This is a genomic window from Algibacter sp. L1A34 (genome assembly GCF_009796805.1).
In the GTDB taxonomy this organism is placed as follows: Bacteria; Bacteroidota; Bacteroidia; order Flavobacteriales; family Flavobacteriaceae; genus Algibacter.
Genome location: NZ_CP047029.1, coordinates 3,742,454 through 3,761,307, shown reverse-complemented (window position 1 = coordinate 3,761,307; position 18,854 = coordinate 3,742,454). Strand labels below are relative to the sequence as shown.

Genomic DNA, 18,854 nt, shown 5'->3' with positions numbered 1-18,854 from the left:
CCAGCTGTTTTACTACTCACAAAGGCTTTCTAAAGCATAAAACAAGCGATTCTTAGCATTATCCTGAGAGCCAAAAATAGAACGAAACAGTTCGCCATTTTCCGAAATAAGCAACCATTGTGGTGTGCCTTCAGATTTAAATTGATCATAAACCTGATGATGCTTATCTATATAAATTGGAAACGGGTTTTCACCACTAGTAAAAATACTTTTAATTGAAGCTTTTGTACCTTCTCTATTTACAAAATCTGCATGAATGCCTGCTACCTGAATCGATGGGTATTTTAGTTGAAACTCGTAAGCCAAAGGAATGGCTCGACCCGTGCAGCCCAAACAGTCGTTGTTATAAATAATAAGTAATAAAACTTTATTTTTATATGCCATCATTAAGTCTATAGCCGCACCGTCTAAATCTAAAACAGGGATGCTTTTTATTACATTATTCATCTTTAAATTACCCATTAATGTTTTACAAATTTAGGAATTTATTAGTATAAGTTTTTTATTTAATGAAGTACTTTTGTTATACAGAATTTGCCTGATAGAGCACCTACCACAATTGATTATTTGCACTCATGAAAACTCAAAAAATAAAGTATTCCATATTAGACCTTGCTTTAGTTTCAGAAGGTCATACACTTAAACAAACTTATAATGATGCGCTCGAATTAGCGCAAAATGCCGAAGCTTTTGGTTATACACGCTATTGGTTGGCAGAACATCATAATGCACCAAATATAGGGAGTAGTGCCACATCGGTTTTAATTGGTTATGTTGCGCAAGGTACAAACACGTTAAATGTGGGTTCTGGAGGTGTTATGTTACCAAACCATTCGCCATTAATTATTGCCGAGCAATTTGGTACGTTAGCTTCTTTATACCCAAACCGAATTGATTTGGGGTTAGGAAGAGCACCGGGAACAGATAGAGAAACAGCGCAAGCCATACGATCCGATTTTATGGAAGCCGCACATTCTTTTCCTAATGAATTGGAAAAAATACAAACTTATTTTTCTAAAGAGAATGCGAGTTCTAAAGTACGAGCCACAGTAGCAGAAGGGGTAGAGGTGCCTATTTACATTTTAGGTTCTAGTACAGATAGTGCGCATTTAGCGGCTAAAAAAGGATTGCCTTATGCTTTTGCAAGTCATTTTGCGACAACCCATTTATGGGATGCAATCTCTATTTATCGAAAAGAATTTCAACCATCAAAAGATTTAGAAAAACCTTATGTGATGGCTGGAGTTAATATTATAATTGCAGATACCGATGAAGAAGCACAGCGCTTATTCACTTCATTAATCCGCATGATTGTCGGCATTTTTACAGGGAAACGTGATTTTGTACAACCACCAACAGACATGACACCAGACCTAGAAGAGATTATTCAAAATCCGCAGGTTCACCAAATGCTAAAGTATTCTTTTGTAGGAAGCAAAGCGACGGTAAAAGCTCAAGTTAAAACCTTTATGGAGCAAACCAAAGCAGACGAACTTATTGCTGTTACTAACATTTATGATGTGAAAGATAGAATACGATCTTATGAGTTGTTTGCTGAAATCATGAAGGAGTTGAATTAATATTGATTTATTATAAACTTATTTGGAATAAATAAGATTTTTAGAGGGTTTGTTTTTGTGTGTTCAGGGGTTTTGCAAAGGGAAATTAGACATAAAAAAATTACAACCACTTTTGGTTTAGCATAAAATATGCAATTAATTTTATAAGCTGTTATGAAGGGCGTTTTTACTTCGTTTGTCAATTTCTATCGCTCTTTTGTAAAATTCTCTAAATTCGTTTTGATTATATTTTACTCGCATAGCAGATAAAACATCACATAAACCTAAACTGCACCAGTCCCAAAGCATGGTGTCGAAGTTGTATTTATACATTTGTTTTCCAACTTCGCTTCTAATTTTTTTAGTATCAATTTTGTCTATTCCAACTTCGTTTAGACACTTTTCTATTCTTTTTTCATTATCAGCCGTAAATTCAGTATCGAGATATGGCTCTAAAATCCAATCCCAATTCCAGCTATGATTTATGAGTTTTATTTTATTAATTTCTGAAAATTTTAACAATTCTGTTTTTTGTTCAGATGAAATGAAAATAATATCGTTATCAACATATATTCTACAAAGGCCGAAATCCGCGGATATAAAATTGATTTCGCTAGCATTAATTATTTTTTCAGGATAAGCAACTGAAGGTTCAAAAGGATATTCGGTTATTGATATCTCATTTTCGCGAATATCGGATTTTCCTATTCCGCAGAGCAAGTTTTTCATTTCATATTCAGTCGCGCTAAAAAAAGCTCCGTTTGAAGTCTTATTTTTTTTGAGTCCGAATATCTTTTTAATGAAATTCACAGTTTTCTTATGTGCAACATAAAGTTAATACCTATTGGCTTTTATTAGAGTTATACTTCTATATTTTTTATATCGATACTTTGTTTTTACTGCACATTCAAGCAGAGATTAAAACTTTTCTAAATTATCAATAATAGCCTTAACTTCTTCCAATTTAATTGGTTTTACAATGTAATCGGAGATTTGATTTATTTTACTAGCTCTCTCAATATCGATTGGATCTATTGAAGAACTTACCATAAAGATATATACCTTTTTTTTAATTTCAGGTTCTAACCTTGTGTATGCGTCTATAAATTGCCAACCATCCATAATTGGCATATTATTATCGACAAAAATAATATCTGGGATATTTTCCTTAGTTGCTGTATTATCAGTAAGGTACTCAATAGCCTTTTCACCATCATAAAAATCAATTACTCTTTCTGCTAATTTATTATGCTTAATAATTCGGGTTAACATAAAGTGATAAATTTTATCATCATCTATAATTCCTATAAGAGGTAGCTTATCTATCATTATATATTTTTCTTTAAAATTATTTTGAAGGTTGTTCCTTTATCTACGTCACTTTCTGCCGTTATAGAACCTCCAATGGCTTCTATTTGAGTTTTAATCATAAACAGCCCAACGCCTTTAGAATCTGGGTGTCTATGAAATGTATTGCTGAGTCCGAAAAGTTTATGTCCATGTTTTTTTAAATCTATTCCTAACCCATTATCCGTAGCCAAAAGTACAACTTCATTCTTATTAATTTCTGAGCTGAAATGAATATTAGGAATACGATTGGGAGACCGATATCTAATAGAATTAGACATTAAGTTTAGCATAATGCTTTCCATATAAAGTTTAGGATATTCAATTTTAGTGACTTTGGAAAAATTGGAAGTCACTACTGCTTTTGAATCTAAAATTTGACCTTCTAAAATTTCTAATGTTTTATCAAAAACGTTATCAAAGGTAATAGGATCATGTACAATATTTGTGTTTCCTTGTATTTTTACGGACTCTATTAACTCATTTAAGGTTTCGTTAAGATGACCAATAACTATTTCAATTTTAGAAAAAAGCATGGTTCTATCTTCTTCCTCTGTACTTTCTTTATAGAAATCCTGTAAGGAAACTAGGTTACTAACTGGTGCTCTTAAATTATGAGCAGCTATATGTGTAAAACTTGAAAGTTGGCTATTCTTGTTTTCTAGGTGATGGTTGAATTTTTCTAATTGTAATTTTTGCTGTGAAATTAAATCGGAACTACGCCGTAATTCTTCATTTGTCTGTATCAGCTCATCAGATAGATTGTTCGCTTTTCTTTTAGCAATAAGGAGTTCTTGCTCATATTTTTTTCTATGAGAAATATTGAATATGGCCGATTGCGTGTATAAGTGATGGCCGGCTTTATCTTTTACTTCAACTGAATTGATAAGAACAGGAAATTTAGTTCCATCTTTTTTTTTGAAATCGAAATTTATTTCTTCTAGAGTTCCGCTTAGTTTTAAAGTTTGAGAGTAGACAGTTTCATAATATATTTTACTACCCACAGAAAGAAAATCCATAAACTGTTTTTTCTCTATAACTTCTTCACGCTTATAATTAGTGAGTTCCAAAAACCTTTGGTTTGCATCAATAATGGTACCATCTGGCAAAGTGCAAAAATAACCGCTAGGAGAGGTGTTATAAAGTTCTTTATAGTCTATATTAAATTTCATTGAGGGAGAGTTTATTAATTCTATAAGCAGTTATGTTAAAAACTTTTTCATGGCTTTAATAGTCTGGTCGGGAGCGCTAAGATGCGGACAATGACCTATGGCGTCTAAAATTACAAATTGACTATTAGATAGGTTATTATGCACATATTTTCCCACTTCAATTGAAGCAATAACGTCCGATTGACTTTGAAGTATTAACGTTTCGATAGTGACCTTATTAAGATCACTTCGGTTATCGCCTAAGAAAGTAACTTTTGCAAAGTGATTTGCTATTTCTGGATTGTTTTGGCAAAAACTTTGTTCTAACTCTTCGGCTAATTCTGGTCTATCAGGATTTCCCATAATAACGGGAGCCATTGCACTAGACCAACCTAAGTAATTAGAATCTAAGGTTTCCATGAGCTCATCAATATCACTTTGAGTAAAACCACCAAAATAATCCCCATCATTAATATACCTTGGAGATGGGCCAATCATAATTATTTTTTTAAAAATATCAGGGTTTTTTATAACGGCAAGCGTACCTATCATGGCACTCACAGAATGTCCTACAAAAATAAGATCCTTTAAGTCTAGAGCTTTGCATATTTCAATTATATCATTAGCATGGCCTTCGAGTGTACTATATTTGTCATAGTCGTATGCCACTTCATCAGCCTTTCCAGAACCAACAAGGTCTATAAGTATAATTTTATAATCATCTTTAAATTCTGGAGTAATAAACCGCCACATGTTCTGGTCGCAGCCATATCCATGAACCAATAACATAGCTTTGCTACCATCACCATGTATTGAAATGTTATTTCTTGTTATTAATTTTTTCAACATAATGTTCTTCTTCGTTTTAATACAACTTAAGGCTTATAAGTTATATTTAAATACGTAATATTTAGTTGTTGGGTTCAACTAATAGCGCATTTTGAATGTAAAATTAATAGTTTAATAATAATTTAGGTCGTTAAAATTGTTATTTGTAACAAATGTTGATTTTAAGTAAAATTTATCTGACATAAATAAAAGTTTTCCAAGACATTTTTTATATTTAAAAACTAGCAGAACGTCTTAATGTAAATGAAATGCTATTCAATTTGCACATAGGATATCCGTTAAAAGGCGTCCTAATTCGAAATAATCAGATTGATTTTAGCTTCTTTTATCTACTAAATAAATTATATTAAAGATAAACATTACATTGCAAACTTCTATCTAAGAAACATAACCAATCCAAACCCTATGGAGTATATTCTTTCAGTTCTTATTATCATTTTATTAATCTTTCAGAATTCAAAATATAGCAGAGAGAGCAGTGGATTAAAGAAGGAAATTGAATCTTTAAACGAAAAACTGAACAGCCTTCATTATCTCTTGAAAACAGAATTAGTTTCTAGAACTGATAAAAAAGTAACTCCTGATAAAGAAAGCGTTCAGAAAGAAAGTGTTAAGGAAGAAATAATTCCAGAGGTTATAAAAGAAGATGTTTTACCACCTATTGAAGTTCCTCTAACAGAACAATATACTAATGAGGAATCTGTAGAAGAAATATATAAACCAACTTATCCTAGTGTTGTTAAGCTGAATGATAAAGATGTAGGTATTATTAAAAACATATTGGTAACTGCAGAAACTTCGGAAGATTATAAAACATTGATAAAACTTCGAGATAAAATGGTTGAAGTTTTAGGAATTAACAACGTTAAAGAAGAAACAGATATAGAGTTTATAAGGACCTTATTAGAGGATTATAAGTATTACACAGATACGAAAAACATAGAAGGCGTTGAAGCAGAAATGCTGCTTAAAACAGTAGATTCTGCAAAAACTATGGCGGCTGCACGTGAAAAACAGGTGCCGCAAGAACCAACAGTTCCGCTTTGGGAACGCTTTAAACAAAAGAACCCAGATCTAGAAAAATTTATTGGAGAAAACCTGATTAATAAAATTGGTATTCTAATTCTAGTTTTAGGAATTAGTTATTTTGTAAAATATGCCATAGATAAAGACTGGATTAATGAGCCTGCACGTGTAGGTATTGGTATTTTGGCTGGTAGTTTAGTACTATTTATAGCACATAAATTACGTGAAAAATATGCGCCATTTAGCTCCGTGCTTGTTGCAGGTGCTATTGCTATATTTTATTTTACCATAGCCATTGCTTTTCACGAATACAAGCTATTTAGCCAAGAAGTAGCCTTTGGTATTATGGTTGTTATTACAGCTTTTAGTTGTTTAATATCTTTATCCTATAATAGAATGGAGCTTGCCATATTATCGCTTATTGGTGGGTTTGCAGTACCATTTATGGTAAGTACGGGTAGCGGAAACTACCTTGTATTATTTACTTATATCGCCATTTTAGATATAGGAATATTAGCTTTAGCTTATTTTAAAAAATGGCAACTCTTACACATTCTCGCTTTTGTATTTACCATTTTGCTGTTTGGAGGTTGGGTAAGTAAAGATGTATTTAGTGCAGAACCACATTACTTAGGCGCGTTAATATTTGGTTTTGTATTTTATTTGATTTTTATGGTGATGACTACCATAAGCAATTTACGATCTAAAGGTACTTTTACTGGAATACAATTAACCATGCTTACTACCAATAATTTTGTTTTCTATGGTATTGGTATGCTTGTTTTAACGGAATATAAACCAGAACTAAGAGGGCTTTTTACAGCGTTTTTAGCCTTGCTAAACATGGGGTACTCGTTATTGTTATTCAAGAAATTTGGTTTAGACAAAAAAGGCATTTATCTATTAATAGGTTTAAGTTTAACCTTTATTACGCTAGCCATTCCTATTCAGTTTTCTGGAAATAATATTACTATTTTTTGGGCTATAGAGGCAGTTATGCTTATGTGGTTAGCTCAAAAATCTCAAATTAAAAGTTATCGTTTTGCGGCTGTAGCTGTACAAATTTTAATGCTTGGCAGTTTATTAATGGATTGGCTTGTTTATACTGAAGATTCGGAATTAACAATAATTCTAAATCCAATTTTTATTGCTGGTATTTTGGTGGTTGCTTCGCTTGTAGCTGTTCACTTTTTATTACGAAAAGACACAGAGAAATTACTGAAATCTGGTTTACAGTTTAATCCTGTGTTTTATAAAAAAATAGCAGGTATTGCCGCCGTAATAGTTGGCTATTTTGTTGGGTTAGTTGAAGTTATTTATCAATCGGATCAATACTTTGAGTTCCTTGGTATGTTATCTGTTTCGTTGCAATACCATTTACTGTTTTCTGCTGTATTCTGCTTTATATTATATAGAAATAGAACGGTGGTTAAAGATAAAATTATCAATGTATTAGCCGTTTTTAATATCGTGACATTTGCAGTCGGTTTTTCTAGAATTGCTATGATGGAATTTGAAGATAATATACTTTACGGAAATAATAACAGTATTGCTTATTACCTGCACATATTAGCCATAGCTTTCGTTATTTATTTTTGGTATTTAATATACAATAGTAATAAAACGCGTAAGGTGTTTTCAATATTTAACCACAAACTAGCGATATGGATTGCTGTTTTTTTATTAGTGCTTTTAGCGAGTACTGAAGTGATCTTACAAGGTATTTACCTTATGGACTTTTCGTCTACAGAAGAAACTTTTGCTGCTAATTATCGTTTAATTTCCACTGGGCAATATAAAATAATAAAAACCGGCCTTCCTGTTTTATGGGGGATTTTATCTTTTGTATTACTACTTTGGGGTATAAAAAAACAATTGAAATCCTTAAGAATTATTGCTCTAACGCTTTTAGGAATTACTATTGTAAAACTATTTGCATACGACATTAGCAATGTTTCTGAAACAGGAAAAATTATTGCATTTATATTATTAGGAATCCTTATTTTAATTATTTCGTTTATATACCAAAAAATAAAAGTTTTGGTAATTGATGAAGAGAAAACTACTGAGAATGAAGACATCGATTAAACTATTCTTAATGCTTTTTGCTATTATGGCTTTTGGCCAAAAGCACACCGTAGAAGGCGAAATACATGCTGTAAAAGAGGCTGGATTACATCGTATTCCTGTACCTCATAATTTACGATCTTATGCAACAAGAAATTTACGTGACATAAGAATTTGGGATACTAAAGGTAGTCAAGTACCTTATTTTATACAGCCTGCGATGTCTTATAAAAGCACAAAGGTTTCAGATTTTACAGAATTTCCTGTTATTTCAAGTGCTAGAATAACCGATTCAATTGCCACTTATATATTTCAAAACCCTGATAAAACTATTAAACAAGCCGTATTTTTAATTGCAAATTATCAAGGCACTAAAAGTTATCGATTAGAAGGTAGTAACGATCAAAATCAATGGTTTGGAATTGTTAACAACGGGAAACTTGATCAATTAAGCCATCCAAAGGAAACAAGTGTTTACAAGGTTATTAATTTTCCTTTATGTGCTTATAAATATCTTAAGGTTGTTTTTAATGATAAACAATCATTACCTATAAATCTTTTAAAAATAGGAAAAGCAACAGCCGAGACGGTTACTATTATGCCTATCGCTATGGATAAAATCCCTGTAAAAGCAATAGCCTTTTCCGAAGAAAACAAGAAAACAGAAATTCATATCAATTTTGATAGGTTAGAAGTTATTAATGAAATTAGAATTGATATTGTTAGTCCTGAACTTTATAGTCGAAATGCCACCTTGTACGCTATTCGAGAACGCGAAGTTAAGCGCAATATAGAATCTTACAAGCAAGTGCTAACAACTTTTTCTATACGTTCGGATAAAGATCTTGTTTTTGATATTTCGACTATTACAGAAAAGGAGTTGTATTTAGAAATAGAAAATAAAGACAATCCTAAATTACAAATTAATAGCATCCAGTTTATGCAAGAACCTTTGTATTTGGTTGCGGCTTTAAATGCACAAAACACATATAAAGTTACCGCAGGAAACACGGCATTAAATGTTCCTGATTATGATATTTCTGAAGTCACCAATACTTTGAAGAGTAATTTGCCCATAGCAGAAATAAGTTCGGTAACTTATGTTCAAGCTAAAACAAAAGAAAAAGCTGAGATTTCATTTTGGCAACAACCTTGGTTTATGTGGTGTTGCATTGGTCTTGCTGCGCTAATAATTTCGTATTATGCTTTCAACTTAATAAAAGATTTGAATAAGAAATAGAAAGATATACCCTTTATTTTATACATTTTTTCTTTTGAATATCTATTTAACGTAAAAATTTTTAATAAAATGGTTTAGATTACATTACGAAGTCCGCGGTGTGTTAAAACTAAGATAAATGATTTATAAATTTATTTTTTAAAAAGGTTTAGCTTTATTTTTGATTGCTTATTCGAAAAATAACAAGATGAAAAAATTATTAATAGTGATGGTGTTTTTTATTAGTGTTGTAAACTTTAATTATGCCCAAGAAGAAACTTTGAAAAAGATAGAATCTAAACATTTTAAAAACCTTTACGAAATCAATGATGTTTTGTATAGGTCGGAGCAACCAAGTAAAAAAGGCTTCAAAGAAATGGAATTAATGGGAGTGAAGACTATTCTTAATTTAAGGCGGCTTAGAAATAACACAAAAAAAGCTAAGGACTTCAATTTTATATTAGTACACCATCCTATTAAAACAAAAATCTTAAATGAAGATGATATTTTAAGCGCTTTAAGGGTAATTCAAAATTCTGTAAAACCGGTTTTAGTGCATTGCTGGCATGGTTCTGATAGAACGGGAACAATAATAGCAGCTTATAGAATGGTTATTGATAATTGGTCTAAAGAGTTAGCTATTGAAGAGTTCCAGAAGGATAAATTAGGTTATCATTATAAAATGTATCCTAATTTATTAGTATTGTTAAAAAATTTAGATGTTCAAAAAATGAGAAACGAATTGGAACAAGTCAGCCATCTTTAACTAGCTACTTAATTTTTATAAATTAACGAATTCTTGTAGTTTCTATACTGATTAATATTATTAATTTTGAAAAATAAATCTAGCTAATTAGCTAGTTGTTTTATAACCTCCCAATAGTAAATTTTTACTAATAACATGTATAAATATAAGCCTTCTATTTCCATCTCGTTAATACTTATATTAAACGTAATGTGTCTGTTTTGTAATCGAGTAAATGGCCAAGGTTTAACTCGTGAAGCCGTTCGGGATACCATGAAACAACTGCCTGGTTTTAGTATTCATAAAGATAATTATTTTATTATTGGTGTGCCGACTAATATGGATATAAACAGTAATACGGCCAATGTAAAATATCAGGTTAGTTTTAAACAAATGATAAGCCGAAATACTTTGCCTTGGGATACTTACATTTTTTTTAGTTATAGTCAAAAGTCTTTTTGGGATGTTTTTAAAGAATCTTATCCTTTTAAGGAAATTAATTTTAATCCTACAATTGGTTTTGGGCGAGCATTTTTTGATAAGAACGATAGGCTTAAAGGTATTGGTACGCTAGAATTTGAGCATGAATCTAACGGTAGAGATAGTATTTTTTCTAGAAGTTGGAACAGAGTTAGTCTTAAATATAGTACAGCTATTGGTCCTAAAACGATATTGAGTTTAAAAGGCTGGATACCTTATGGATACAAGAGTGGTAACCCTGAGTTGATAGATTATGTAGGTTTAGGAGAATTAACCCTATCTCATGATTTTTACAACGATAAGTTTAGCCTTGAAATGGCTTTAAAGAAAGGATTACAGTGGAATATGAAAGGCATGCTACGTACTCGATTATATTATCATCCTTTTAAAGGTAAATCTAACCAATATTTAATGTTGGAATGGTATTTAGGGCAAGCAGAAAGCCTTATTAATTACGAAGATTTTAACTCTATGGTTCGTTTTGGTTATGTTATTAAAACAGATGAACTCAATATTTTAAAAAGAGGGAATAAAAAAAGATAATGATTTAAAATTAGTAGTTTTTTTTATTCATAAATTAAAATAATACGGTTTTGCTTTAACGAATCTGCCGAAATGGTAGTAGATAACGATGGTACTATCTATATTGCAGATTACGGAAATAATAGTGTTAGAATTCAGAAATAATAAGATAGCATTAGGAAATAAATAAATAAATAGGTAATCTATTCTAAAGGATTACATATAACCTGTGAAGTTCGCTTCGCAGGTTTTTTTATATCTTCAAACCTGAATGAAAGTTGCTTTGTTATCTTTAAGTATTTAGGTGAAAGCATAGAAAAAGATAAAATTATTGTTATAATAAATATAGTTAACACTCTTACAAATAATTTTTTTTAACCTTAATTTTTGTAAGAAGAATGTAAGTAGTATATTTCGGAAAGGAACTACGTTTCATTTTAAATCTCTAAAAGTCAAATGGAAAAACAACACATAGATAATGTAAATAAACTTTCAGAAAATGATTTTAAACAGTTGGAGAAAGATAAAATCATTGAACGACAACTACGCTTTCAGAGTTTATTAATTAGTATTTCTACAACATATATTAATTCTGACCTATCAGATATTGATAAACTTATTAGAGAATCCTTAAAGCAAATTGGGGAATTTGTAGAATCTGATAGAAGTTATATTTTTTCTTACGATTTTGGAAACAACACCACATCTAACACCTATGAATGGTGTACAGAAGGGATAGAACCCGAAATAGATCACTTACAAAACATACCTTTAGATTATGTTACACAATGGCTAGATGCACACAAAAAAGGAGAAGCTTTTTATGTGGAAGATGTTAGTTTGCTGCCAGAGGATGGTGAGTTTGGTTTACGTGCCATTTTAGAGCCTCAAGGCATTAAAAGCTTGATCACCATACCTAAAATAAAAAACAACGAATTAATAGGGTTTATTGGTTTCGATTCGGTTAAAAAAATAAATAAATATAACGATAATGAAAAAGAAATTCTTTTTGTTTTTGCAAACATGCTGGTAAACGTTATTCAAAGGAAAGAGAATGAAGAGCGAATAAAAGTTCAGGAAAAGAAGAAAGAAGAATTATTAAAAGATTTATCTCTTCAAAATCAGGAATTAAATGAATATGCTCATGTTGTATCTCATGATCTAAAAGCACCGCTAATAAATATTCACACCTTGATAGGTTGGTTTATGGACGACCATAAGGAAACTTTGGGTGAAGCGGCCTTGAATCCTTTGAATCAAGTATTGTTTAATGTCGAAAAAATGGATTTTTTGATAAAAGGAATTTTCGATTATTCAACTATAGATAAATCAGAATCGCAAGACTCATTAGTTAATTTTAATTTAATTATCGACGAGATTTTACAAACCATTTTAATTCCAGATAGCATAAACATTAGAGTTCAAAAAAACTTACCAAGTTTATATGGGAATACATGGAGATTTAAGCAAGTTTTTCAAAATTTAATCCAAAATGCGATAAATTATAATGATAAAGAAAAAGGCATAATTGAAGTTGGATTTATTGAAAACGACGAGTTTTTTGAGTTTTTTGTAAAAGATAATGGTGTTGGAATTAAATCGGATTATTTTGAAAGAATATTTAAAGTCTTTACAAAATTAGAAAGCACAGGTTCTTCTTCGGGAATTGGTCTTTCTATTGTTAAAAAAATCATTATGTTTTATAAGGGTTCCGTTTGGTTAGAAAGCGAAGAGGGGGTTGGTACTACGTTTTATTTTACGCTCTTAAAAAAATAAAAAAAGAAGTGGCTTATTAATTTAATTCCACTATTTTAAAAACAAAAACCTATCAAAACATTAGTTTTGATAGGTTTTATTATTTAACCAGTATTGGCTTTTATAAAATTATTGTTTTTTACTAGAACCTTTAAATTTATAAATAATACCAAAATTAATTCCGAATGAAGAATATGGCACTTTTACAGCTAATTCTTTTGATGTATCTGTATTAGTATTAGAAAGATTATCAACGTAAGTTGTAATTTTATCAGTTCCTTCTGGCAAGTTATCTAAGGTGTAAGTTGCTACAAGAGTACCATCTCCCGTAAAAATATCGGAATTAAACTCTGTAATTTCAGAATCTTTACGTTTTAAACTAATTCCGTAATATTCAGCTTCAACAAAAAGGCTAAAGTTTGTATCCAATTCAAACTCATACCCAAGAGCAGCAACAACTCCTAAAGGAAAATGACCATGATAATCCTCTACATAATTAGTTTCAGAATAAGAACCTGACGGTAGACCATTTTCAGCACGTTCCGCGTCTGTAAAAGTAGCTTTTCTATACACAACAGCTTCTGTTTTACCACCTAATTTACCTAAAGCACCTAAACGTGCATAAGTGTTTTTGTTAAATTTATAAACTAAAGATAAGGCGGCTCCATAAGCTCGAGCTCTTGCAACAGCATCAATTTCGGTACCTGGAACATTTACTTTGGATACTGTTTGATCAGAACCGTGCAGATATCCAAGACTTAAATCTAAACCAAAAGTATCGTTGAAGAAATAAGTTCCTCTTAATTGTGCATTTAAACCTTCACCATAACTGCCATACGAGTTTTCTGTTTCACTTAAAGAAACGGTTTCTCCTAATTTCATTCCAGCACTACCTATAGCATAGCCACCACTAGCCGAAATTTGGAATTGCCCATAAGACATTGCGCTTATTAAAAAGGCTGTAAATACTATGATTGAATGTTTCATAATGTATAATTTAGATTAAAAAATTCACAAAAAATGATTGAAGATTATGATTTTGACATTAATCTAAAAAGTACTCATTTATATAAATACTTAGAAGTTGTTTAATAATGCCATAATTTACAATCGCTGGCAAATATACTTTTTTTATAAGATTAGTTAGATGTATTAAATATAAAGATTATCAAGCCAAATAGATAATTCATTCTGTTAATTTTATTAACTATTCTTCTCTGAATTGGTGTAGCTTAGTAATGAGTAATTTAAAATATCTTTATACCGTTACATCTATGCATAATTTTAAAATTGAGATAACCGATTAACAAAGTATTCTATAGCATACTTTCGTTGGGTAATTAAAGTTTATTCTACATTAATAATGGAGTTCTTTTATGTGATCGAGTAGGAGGGAAGCCTAAAGAGCATAGAATATTGCAGAATTTGGCATATAAAAAAAGTGATACTTCTATTAATAGATAGTATCACTTTTTTTATTTAAGAAGATAACCAATCTTCAAACTATGTAAACTATAAACCCAATATTAATTTGAAGCTATAATTTTATCAATTTTCAATCTAAAATCAAGATTGTTTATGTCTTCAGAATCAATGAATGTTTCAGAATCTGAACCTTTAGAATACACATTAAAGAATGAGCTGCTACCGTACCAGTTCTCTAAATCTTCATTGTTAGGGTTATTTTTTACAAAAATATTTCCATTACTGTTATTGAAATACATTTCACTAAACTTTAGCTTATTCAAGTTCTCAGTAGATAACACAATTTCATTATCTAATATTACAGCTGGATTAAATCCAGAAATAACACTTTTACGCATATCTAAAGAAGCATCTTTAGCAATATAGATACCTTCTTTTACTAAGCCTATTTCAATAGCTGAAGCTAAATCGCCACTTAAATTAATTATCGACATATTCTCAGCAGTAACCAATGTAGATTTTTTTGAATAATCTACTTCTTCTTTTTTGTTATAAGATGAAATAGACATAGATCTAGATTCTTCTGAACCTGAAACATAAGGAGAACGAATAGCTAAAGAGTTTGTTATGTTACATTGCGTACCATAATTAAAGTCAAAATCATTACCATTACTTCTATAAGAAACCATTTTATCTAAATTAACAACTCCTCCAATAACGTTAAAAGAATTTCCTTTACAGTAAGTCACCATAACGTTTTCGAATATAGTTTCGCTTCCTACACCAGCTAGAGTAATACCGCTAAAATAACCATTATCCTTAGTTCTTTTTCCTGCGTACTCTATTCTTACATATTTCAAAACACCTGAATTACTTCTAGCATTTTTTCCTCCATAAAGAGCATTTTGATTGGATACTTGTTGAAAACCATATTTTACATTAGATACACCACCCATTTGATTAATAGGAGCATCACCAAGAATAAATAATCCACCCCAATCGCCACTTTTCTTAATGTCTTTACTTGACGTAAAAACAATAGGGTCTGTTTCTAGACCTTCAGCTATTAAAGTTGATCCTTTACTAATAATTAGAGAACCATTAGATTTAGAGTCTCCCATTATAATAGTACCTGGCTCTATAGTAAGTGTTGCGTTTCCTGTTACAAAAACATTTCCTACTAATAAATAAGTTTCTCTTTTAGTTAACCTAGTATCTTCAGTAATGTTACCAGTTAAAATTTGACTAGGCTGACCATAATCATTTGTTTTTGGTTTAAAATCTGTCCAATAACTAAGCCAATTATCAGTACCGATTATTCCTTTTTCTTGCTGCGCATAGATAGAGCCAACGAATAACAGAGTTATAAGTATTAATGCTTTTTGGGTTAAGTTTTTCATAGTTTTTATTTATTCATTACAACATAATCAAGATTAATGCCAAAATCAGAATTAATCTAGAAAACAACTTTATCATAATTTGAGGGCCTAATGATAAAATTTTTAAGCGTAATAATTAGAGAGAAATTTAAAAGTTGTTCTATTAATAAGACACTTTTAAATTCGATAAGTCACATTTTCAATTTTATATTTATTATTAACTGATACAAAAATATTTTAAATTCTTGAGAATTGCTTATAAAAAAAGCTGAACGGTTATTAAAAAAGTTGAATAGATAAACGGTCATTTAAAAAGATTAATAGATAAACGGTCATTTAAAAAAACTTAATAAATACATAGAAATTAAACTTATAGTTTATATATAGACGTTTAATATATTGATAATTAAGTTTTTATGTTATTTTATTATCAAAATAAAACAACACTAACCTATTTATTAAGAGCTATATAACACATTAATAAGTGAAGTATTACTTTAATAAGTAGATAAGGGTATTAGAACAACTATGCTCTATGACATAGCAACCAAATGACGTTAGTATTTATAAGTGAGTAGCTAGCTCTACAGCAGATTTTTTTTTAAAAGTTCGAAATTAAATATATCTAAAAACACTTTCTTAATAATTACATTTTTTTCGCCTTCTCGATCGATATAATATCAAAATTTTGATAAATCATTTTTTCAATATATAACGATACTACGAATTCTAGATTAACCCCAACGAATTCTAAAACCCACTCAGATTAGCATGGCTTCTCTTTTAGATTTGATGTATAAATAACAACAATCTAAAAAATAAAACCATGAAATACTTAGTTACACTCTTCCTTTTTTGTTCCATCTCTTTAGGTTTCGCACAAAATAACGATAGTCCATATTTATCAGTATCAACTAAAGACGCTTTAATTCCTTTAAAATCATCTAAAACAGAAGTCGAAATTTCGGGGACTATAGCTCATGTTAAGCTTACTCAAGTCTATCAAAATAAAGGCGAAATTCCCATAGAGGCTAAATATGTTTTTCCGTTGTCTACTCAAGCCGCAGTTCATAAAATGCAGATGACGGTTGGCAATCGTATTATAAACGCTAAAATTTTTGAGAAACAAGAAGCTCAAAAAGTATATGAAACGGCTGTAAAAGAAGGAAAACGAGCTGCAAAACTAGACCAAAAGCGACCTAATGTTTTCCAAATGAATGTGGGGAATATAATGCCTAACGATGAAATTACTATTGCTATTTATTATACTGAAATGTTAGTGCCTTTAAACGGTACTTATCAATTTGTAGCTCCAGCAGTAGTTGGTCCAAGATTTACAGGAGAAAGCGAACATTCAGAAGCTGCTTTTAATTCGCCATATACTTCAAAAGGAACGGCAAGTACTTTTGATTATGATATTAAAGTGGCACTAAATGCTGGCATGATTATTCAAAATATAAATAGCAGCAGCCACCAAGTAAATATTAATTATCCAGATCCAAAAACAGCCGAAATATTTTTATCAAAAAGTAATAAAAAACCTGGGAACAGAGATTTTATTTTAGACTATAACCTTCGTGGCAACAGTATACAATCTGGTTTATTGTTATATGAACATGGCGATGAGAACTTCTTTGCGCTACAAATGGAACCAACAAACAAAGTTAATTTTAAAGATATTCCATCTAGAGAATACCTTTTTATTGTTGATGTTTCGGGGTCTATGAACGGTTATCCTTTAGAAGTTTCAAAAGAACTCATGAGAAATTTACTTTGCGATCTTAGAGCTACAGATACTTTTAACGTTCAGCTGTTTGCTTCTAGCTCTACTGTTTTCAGTACAAATTCAGTAGAAGTCAATGAAAAAAACATAGAAGCTGCTATTCTTTTTCTTTCTGAAGGACAAGGCGGAGGCGGTACAGAGTTGCTTAGCGCATTAAAATTAGCTTATAAATTACCAAGAAAAGACTTAAGCAGCGCGCGTTCTATGGTTGTAATAACAGATGGTTATGTAAGTGTAGAAAAAGAAGCTTTCGAGCTTATTAAAAACAATTTAGACCAAGCCAATGTGTTCACTTTTGGTATAGGCTCTAGTGTAAATCGATATTTAATAGAAGGTATGGCAAAAGTATCGAATAGCGAATCTTTTATAGCCACCTCAAAAACTGAAGCTTTAGAAACAGCAAAAGCTTTTAAAAATTATATAGAAACCCCTTTATTAACACAAGTGAAACTTAAAGCCAAAGGGTTTGAAATTTACAATATGGCTCCAAGTAGCATTCCAGATGTTTTTGCTGCTAGACCTGTGCTTGTTTATGGAAAATACCATGGTAAACCAGAAGGAAGTATTATAATTACTGGTTACCAGGGTAAGAAAAAATTTAAACAAGAATTCAAGGTCTCTTCTAAGAATGTAAGCGCTAAAAACAAAGCTTTACGCTATTTATGGGCAAGAAAAAAAATTGAAGAACTAGACGATTATAATAAGTTGTTTTCGGATGATGTCAAGCAAGATGTTATAGACTTAGGAATAAAATACAATCTAGTAACCAATTACACTTCTTTTGTAGCTGTAGATGAAACTATTGTTAACGAGGATGGCACATTAAAAACAATAAAACAACCGCTTCCAATGCCTAAAAACGTTAATAATTCGGCTGTTGGAGCAGAAGCAGAAGTCTCTAAAAAAACTACGTTTAAGAAGTCTTTTTCTATAACAATCAATGAAAACCTATTGAAAACCAATAAAAGAAAAATTAAGATGGAATTTAAAGCATTATACACAACTTTAGTAACCAAATACTTAAAACAATATGATAGCCTGCGTATAAAGTTTAACGCTGAAGGTGAAATTACAGAAATTGAAGTTCTAGATCATGGCACCTGGGTTTATGCTTCATCTGTTTTTAAAGAGTTTACGGGTTTATCTGTAAAAACATTAAATGTGAATAGAAGTATAACTTTAACCTTAAAAAGATGATAAAAACCGTTTTAAAAATAGCAGTTGTATCATGTATCGCGTTAAATATTTATATGATTTTAGTAAGATGTGATTACATTGATTTTTATTCAAATGATAAACCTGTACAAATCCGAGATAGTGTGAATAATTTTAAACAACAAAACACAAAAGCAGATTGTAACCTTGATTTAGAATATCAATATGAGGAATTTGTAGAATAATAGTTTAACGATTGATTTTTTTTAATTGAAGTTGTTATTCTGAATAGAGAATAAAACCGTTATCACCCCATAATTTCAAAAACCAGAAGAACCTGTAAGGCTTAAAAACTTTGCAGGTTTTCTTTTTATAGACCTAGTAAAATGATG

The 18,854-nt window shown here is 30.5% G+C and carries 16 protein-coding genes; 9 read left to right on the top strand and 7 right to left on the bottom strand.

Translation table 11 applies throughout. From position 1 onward, the window contains the following. Nucleotides 1-12: 12 nt before the first annotated feature. On the bottom strand, nucleotides 13-462 hold the full coding sequence (locus tag GQR97_RS15905; RefSeq protein ID WP_233267559.1) for a TlpA family protein disulfide reductase: 450 nt from the start codon (nucleotides 460-462) through the stop codon (nucleotides 13-15). A gap of 113 nt (nucleotides 463-575) precedes the next feature. Here GQR97_RS15905 and GQR97_RS15900 point away from each other — a divergent pair, with 113 nt between their 5' ends. Then, entirely contained in the window at nucleotides 576-1,580 is a 1,005-nt protein-coding gene (locus GQR97_RS15900; protein ID WP_158850172.1) for an LLM class flavin-dependent oxidoreductase, read from the top strand. 141 nt (nucleotides 1,581-1,721) lie between these two features. Here the strand turns inward: GQR97_RS15900 and GQR97_RS15895 are convergent, their stop codons facing one another. From GQR97_RS15895 to GQR97_RS15880, 4 genes are all read right to left on the bottom strand, one after another. Further along, nucleotides 1,722-2,288, bottom strand: coding sequence for a hypothetical protein (locus GQR97_RS15895; RefSeq protein WP_158850170.1), 567 nt, complete (start codon nucleotides 2,286-2,288; stop codon nucleotides 1,722-1,724). A gap of 189 nt (nucleotides 2,289-2,477) precedes the next feature. After that, nucleotides 2,478-2,888: a response regulator gene (locus GQR97_RS15890; RefSeq protein WP_158850168.1), complete on the bottom strand. Its 411-nt coding sequence runs from the start codon at nucleotides 2,886-2,888 to the stop codon at nucleotides 2,478-2,480. Continuing rightward, nucleotides 2,888-4,078, bottom strand: a complete 1,191-nt coding sequence (locus tag GQR97_RS15885) for a PAS domain-containing sensor histidine kinase (protein ID WP_158850166.1) — start codon at nucleotides 4,076-4,078, stop codon at nucleotides 2,888-2,890. The genes GQR97_RS15890 and GQR97_RS15885 overlap by 1 nt, the downstream gene beginning before the upstream one ends. A gap of 30 nt (nucleotides 4,079-4,108) precedes the next feature. Further along, a complete protein-coding gene (locus tag GQR97_RS15880) occupies nucleotides 4,109-4,906 on the bottom strand; it encodes an alpha/beta fold hydrolase (protein WP_158850163.1) in 798 nt (265 codons plus the stop codon). Between the two features lie 537 nt (nucleotides 4,907-5,443). Here GQR97_RS15880 and GQR97_RS15875 point away from each other — a divergent pair. From GQR97_RS15875 to GQR97_RS15850, 6 genes are all read left to right on the top strand, one after another. Further along, complete coding sequence (locus GQR97_RS15875; RefSeq protein WP_233267558.1) at nucleotides 5,444-8,020, top strand: DUF2339 domain-containing protein; 2,577 nt, start codon at nucleotides 5,444-5,446, stop codon at nucleotides 8,018-8,020. Next, nucleotides 8,004-9,239: a hypothetical protein gene (locus tag GQR97_RS15870; RefSeq protein ID WP_158850161.1), complete on the top strand. Its 1,236-nt coding sequence runs from the start codon at nucleotides 8,004-8,006 to the stop codon at nucleotides 9,237-9,239. The genes GQR97_RS15875 and GQR97_RS15870 overlap by 17 nt, the downstream gene beginning before the upstream one ends. A gap of 187 nt (nucleotides 9,240-9,426) precedes the next feature. Beyond that, on the top strand, nucleotides 9,427-9,984 hold the full coding sequence (locus GQR97_RS15865) for a dual specificity protein phosphatase family protein (protein WP_158850159.1): 558 nt from the start codon (nucleotides 9,427-9,429) through the stop codon (nucleotides 9,982-9,984). A 135-nt stretch (nucleotides 9,985-10,119) separates the two neighbouring features. Next, nucleotides 10,120-10,986 (top strand): phospholipase A, encoded by an 867-nt coding sequence (locus tag GQR97_RS15860; protein ID WP_158850157.1) that lies wholly within the window; start codon nucleotides 10,120-10,122, stop codon nucleotides 10,984-10,986. 72 nt (nucleotides 10,987-11,058) lie between these two features. Continuing rightward, entirely contained in the window at nucleotides 11,059-11,130 is a 72-nt protein-coding gene (locus GQR97_RS19985) for a hypothetical protein (protein WP_158851863.1), read from the top strand. 291 nt (nucleotides 11,131-11,421) lie between these two features. Beyond that, nucleotides 11,422-12,741: an ATP-binding protein gene (locus GQR97_RS15850; RefSeq protein ID WP_158850155.1), complete on the top strand. Its 1,320-nt coding sequence runs from the start codon at nucleotides 11,422-11,424 to the stop codon at nucleotides 12,739-12,741. A 108-nt stretch (nucleotides 12,742-12,849) separates the two neighbouring features. Here GQR97_RS15850 and GQR97_RS15845 read toward each other — a convergent pair whose 3' ends face one another. Both GQR97_RS15845 and GQR97_RS15840 read right to left on the bottom strand, forming a co-directional pair. Beyond that, on the bottom strand, nucleotides 12,850-13,707 hold the full coding sequence (locus tag GQR97_RS15845; RefSeq protein ID WP_158850153.1) for an outer membrane beta-barrel protein: 858 nt from the start codon (nucleotides 13,705-13,707) through the stop codon (nucleotides 12,850-12,852). Between the two features lie 539 nt (nucleotides 13,708-14,246). Continuing rightward, the gene (locus GQR97_RS15840; protein ID WP_158850151.1) at nucleotides 14,247-15,545 is read right to left on the bottom strand and encodes a hypothetical protein; all 1,299 of its coding nucleotides are present in this window, start codon (nucleotides 15,543-15,545) and stop codon (nucleotides 14,247-14,249) included. Nucleotides 15,546-16,350: 805 nt separating this feature from the next. Here GQR97_RS15840 and GQR97_RS15835 point away from each other — a divergent pair. Together GQR97_RS15835 and GQR97_RS15830 are read left to right on the top strand one after the other, a co-directional pair. Continuing rightward, complete coding sequence (locus tag GQR97_RS15835; protein ID WP_158850149.1) at nucleotides 16,351-18,504, top strand: VIT and vWA domain-containing protein; 2,154 nt, start codon at nucleotides 16,351-16,353, stop codon at nucleotides 18,502-18,504. Beyond that, entirely contained in the window at nucleotides 18,501-18,707 is a 207-nt protein-coding gene (locus GQR97_RS15830; RefSeq protein ID WP_158850147.1) for a hypothetical protein, read from the top strand. The genes GQR97_RS15835 and GQR97_RS15830 overlap by 4 nt, the downstream gene beginning before the upstream one ends. Nucleotides 18,708-18,854: the final 147 nt, after the last annotated feature.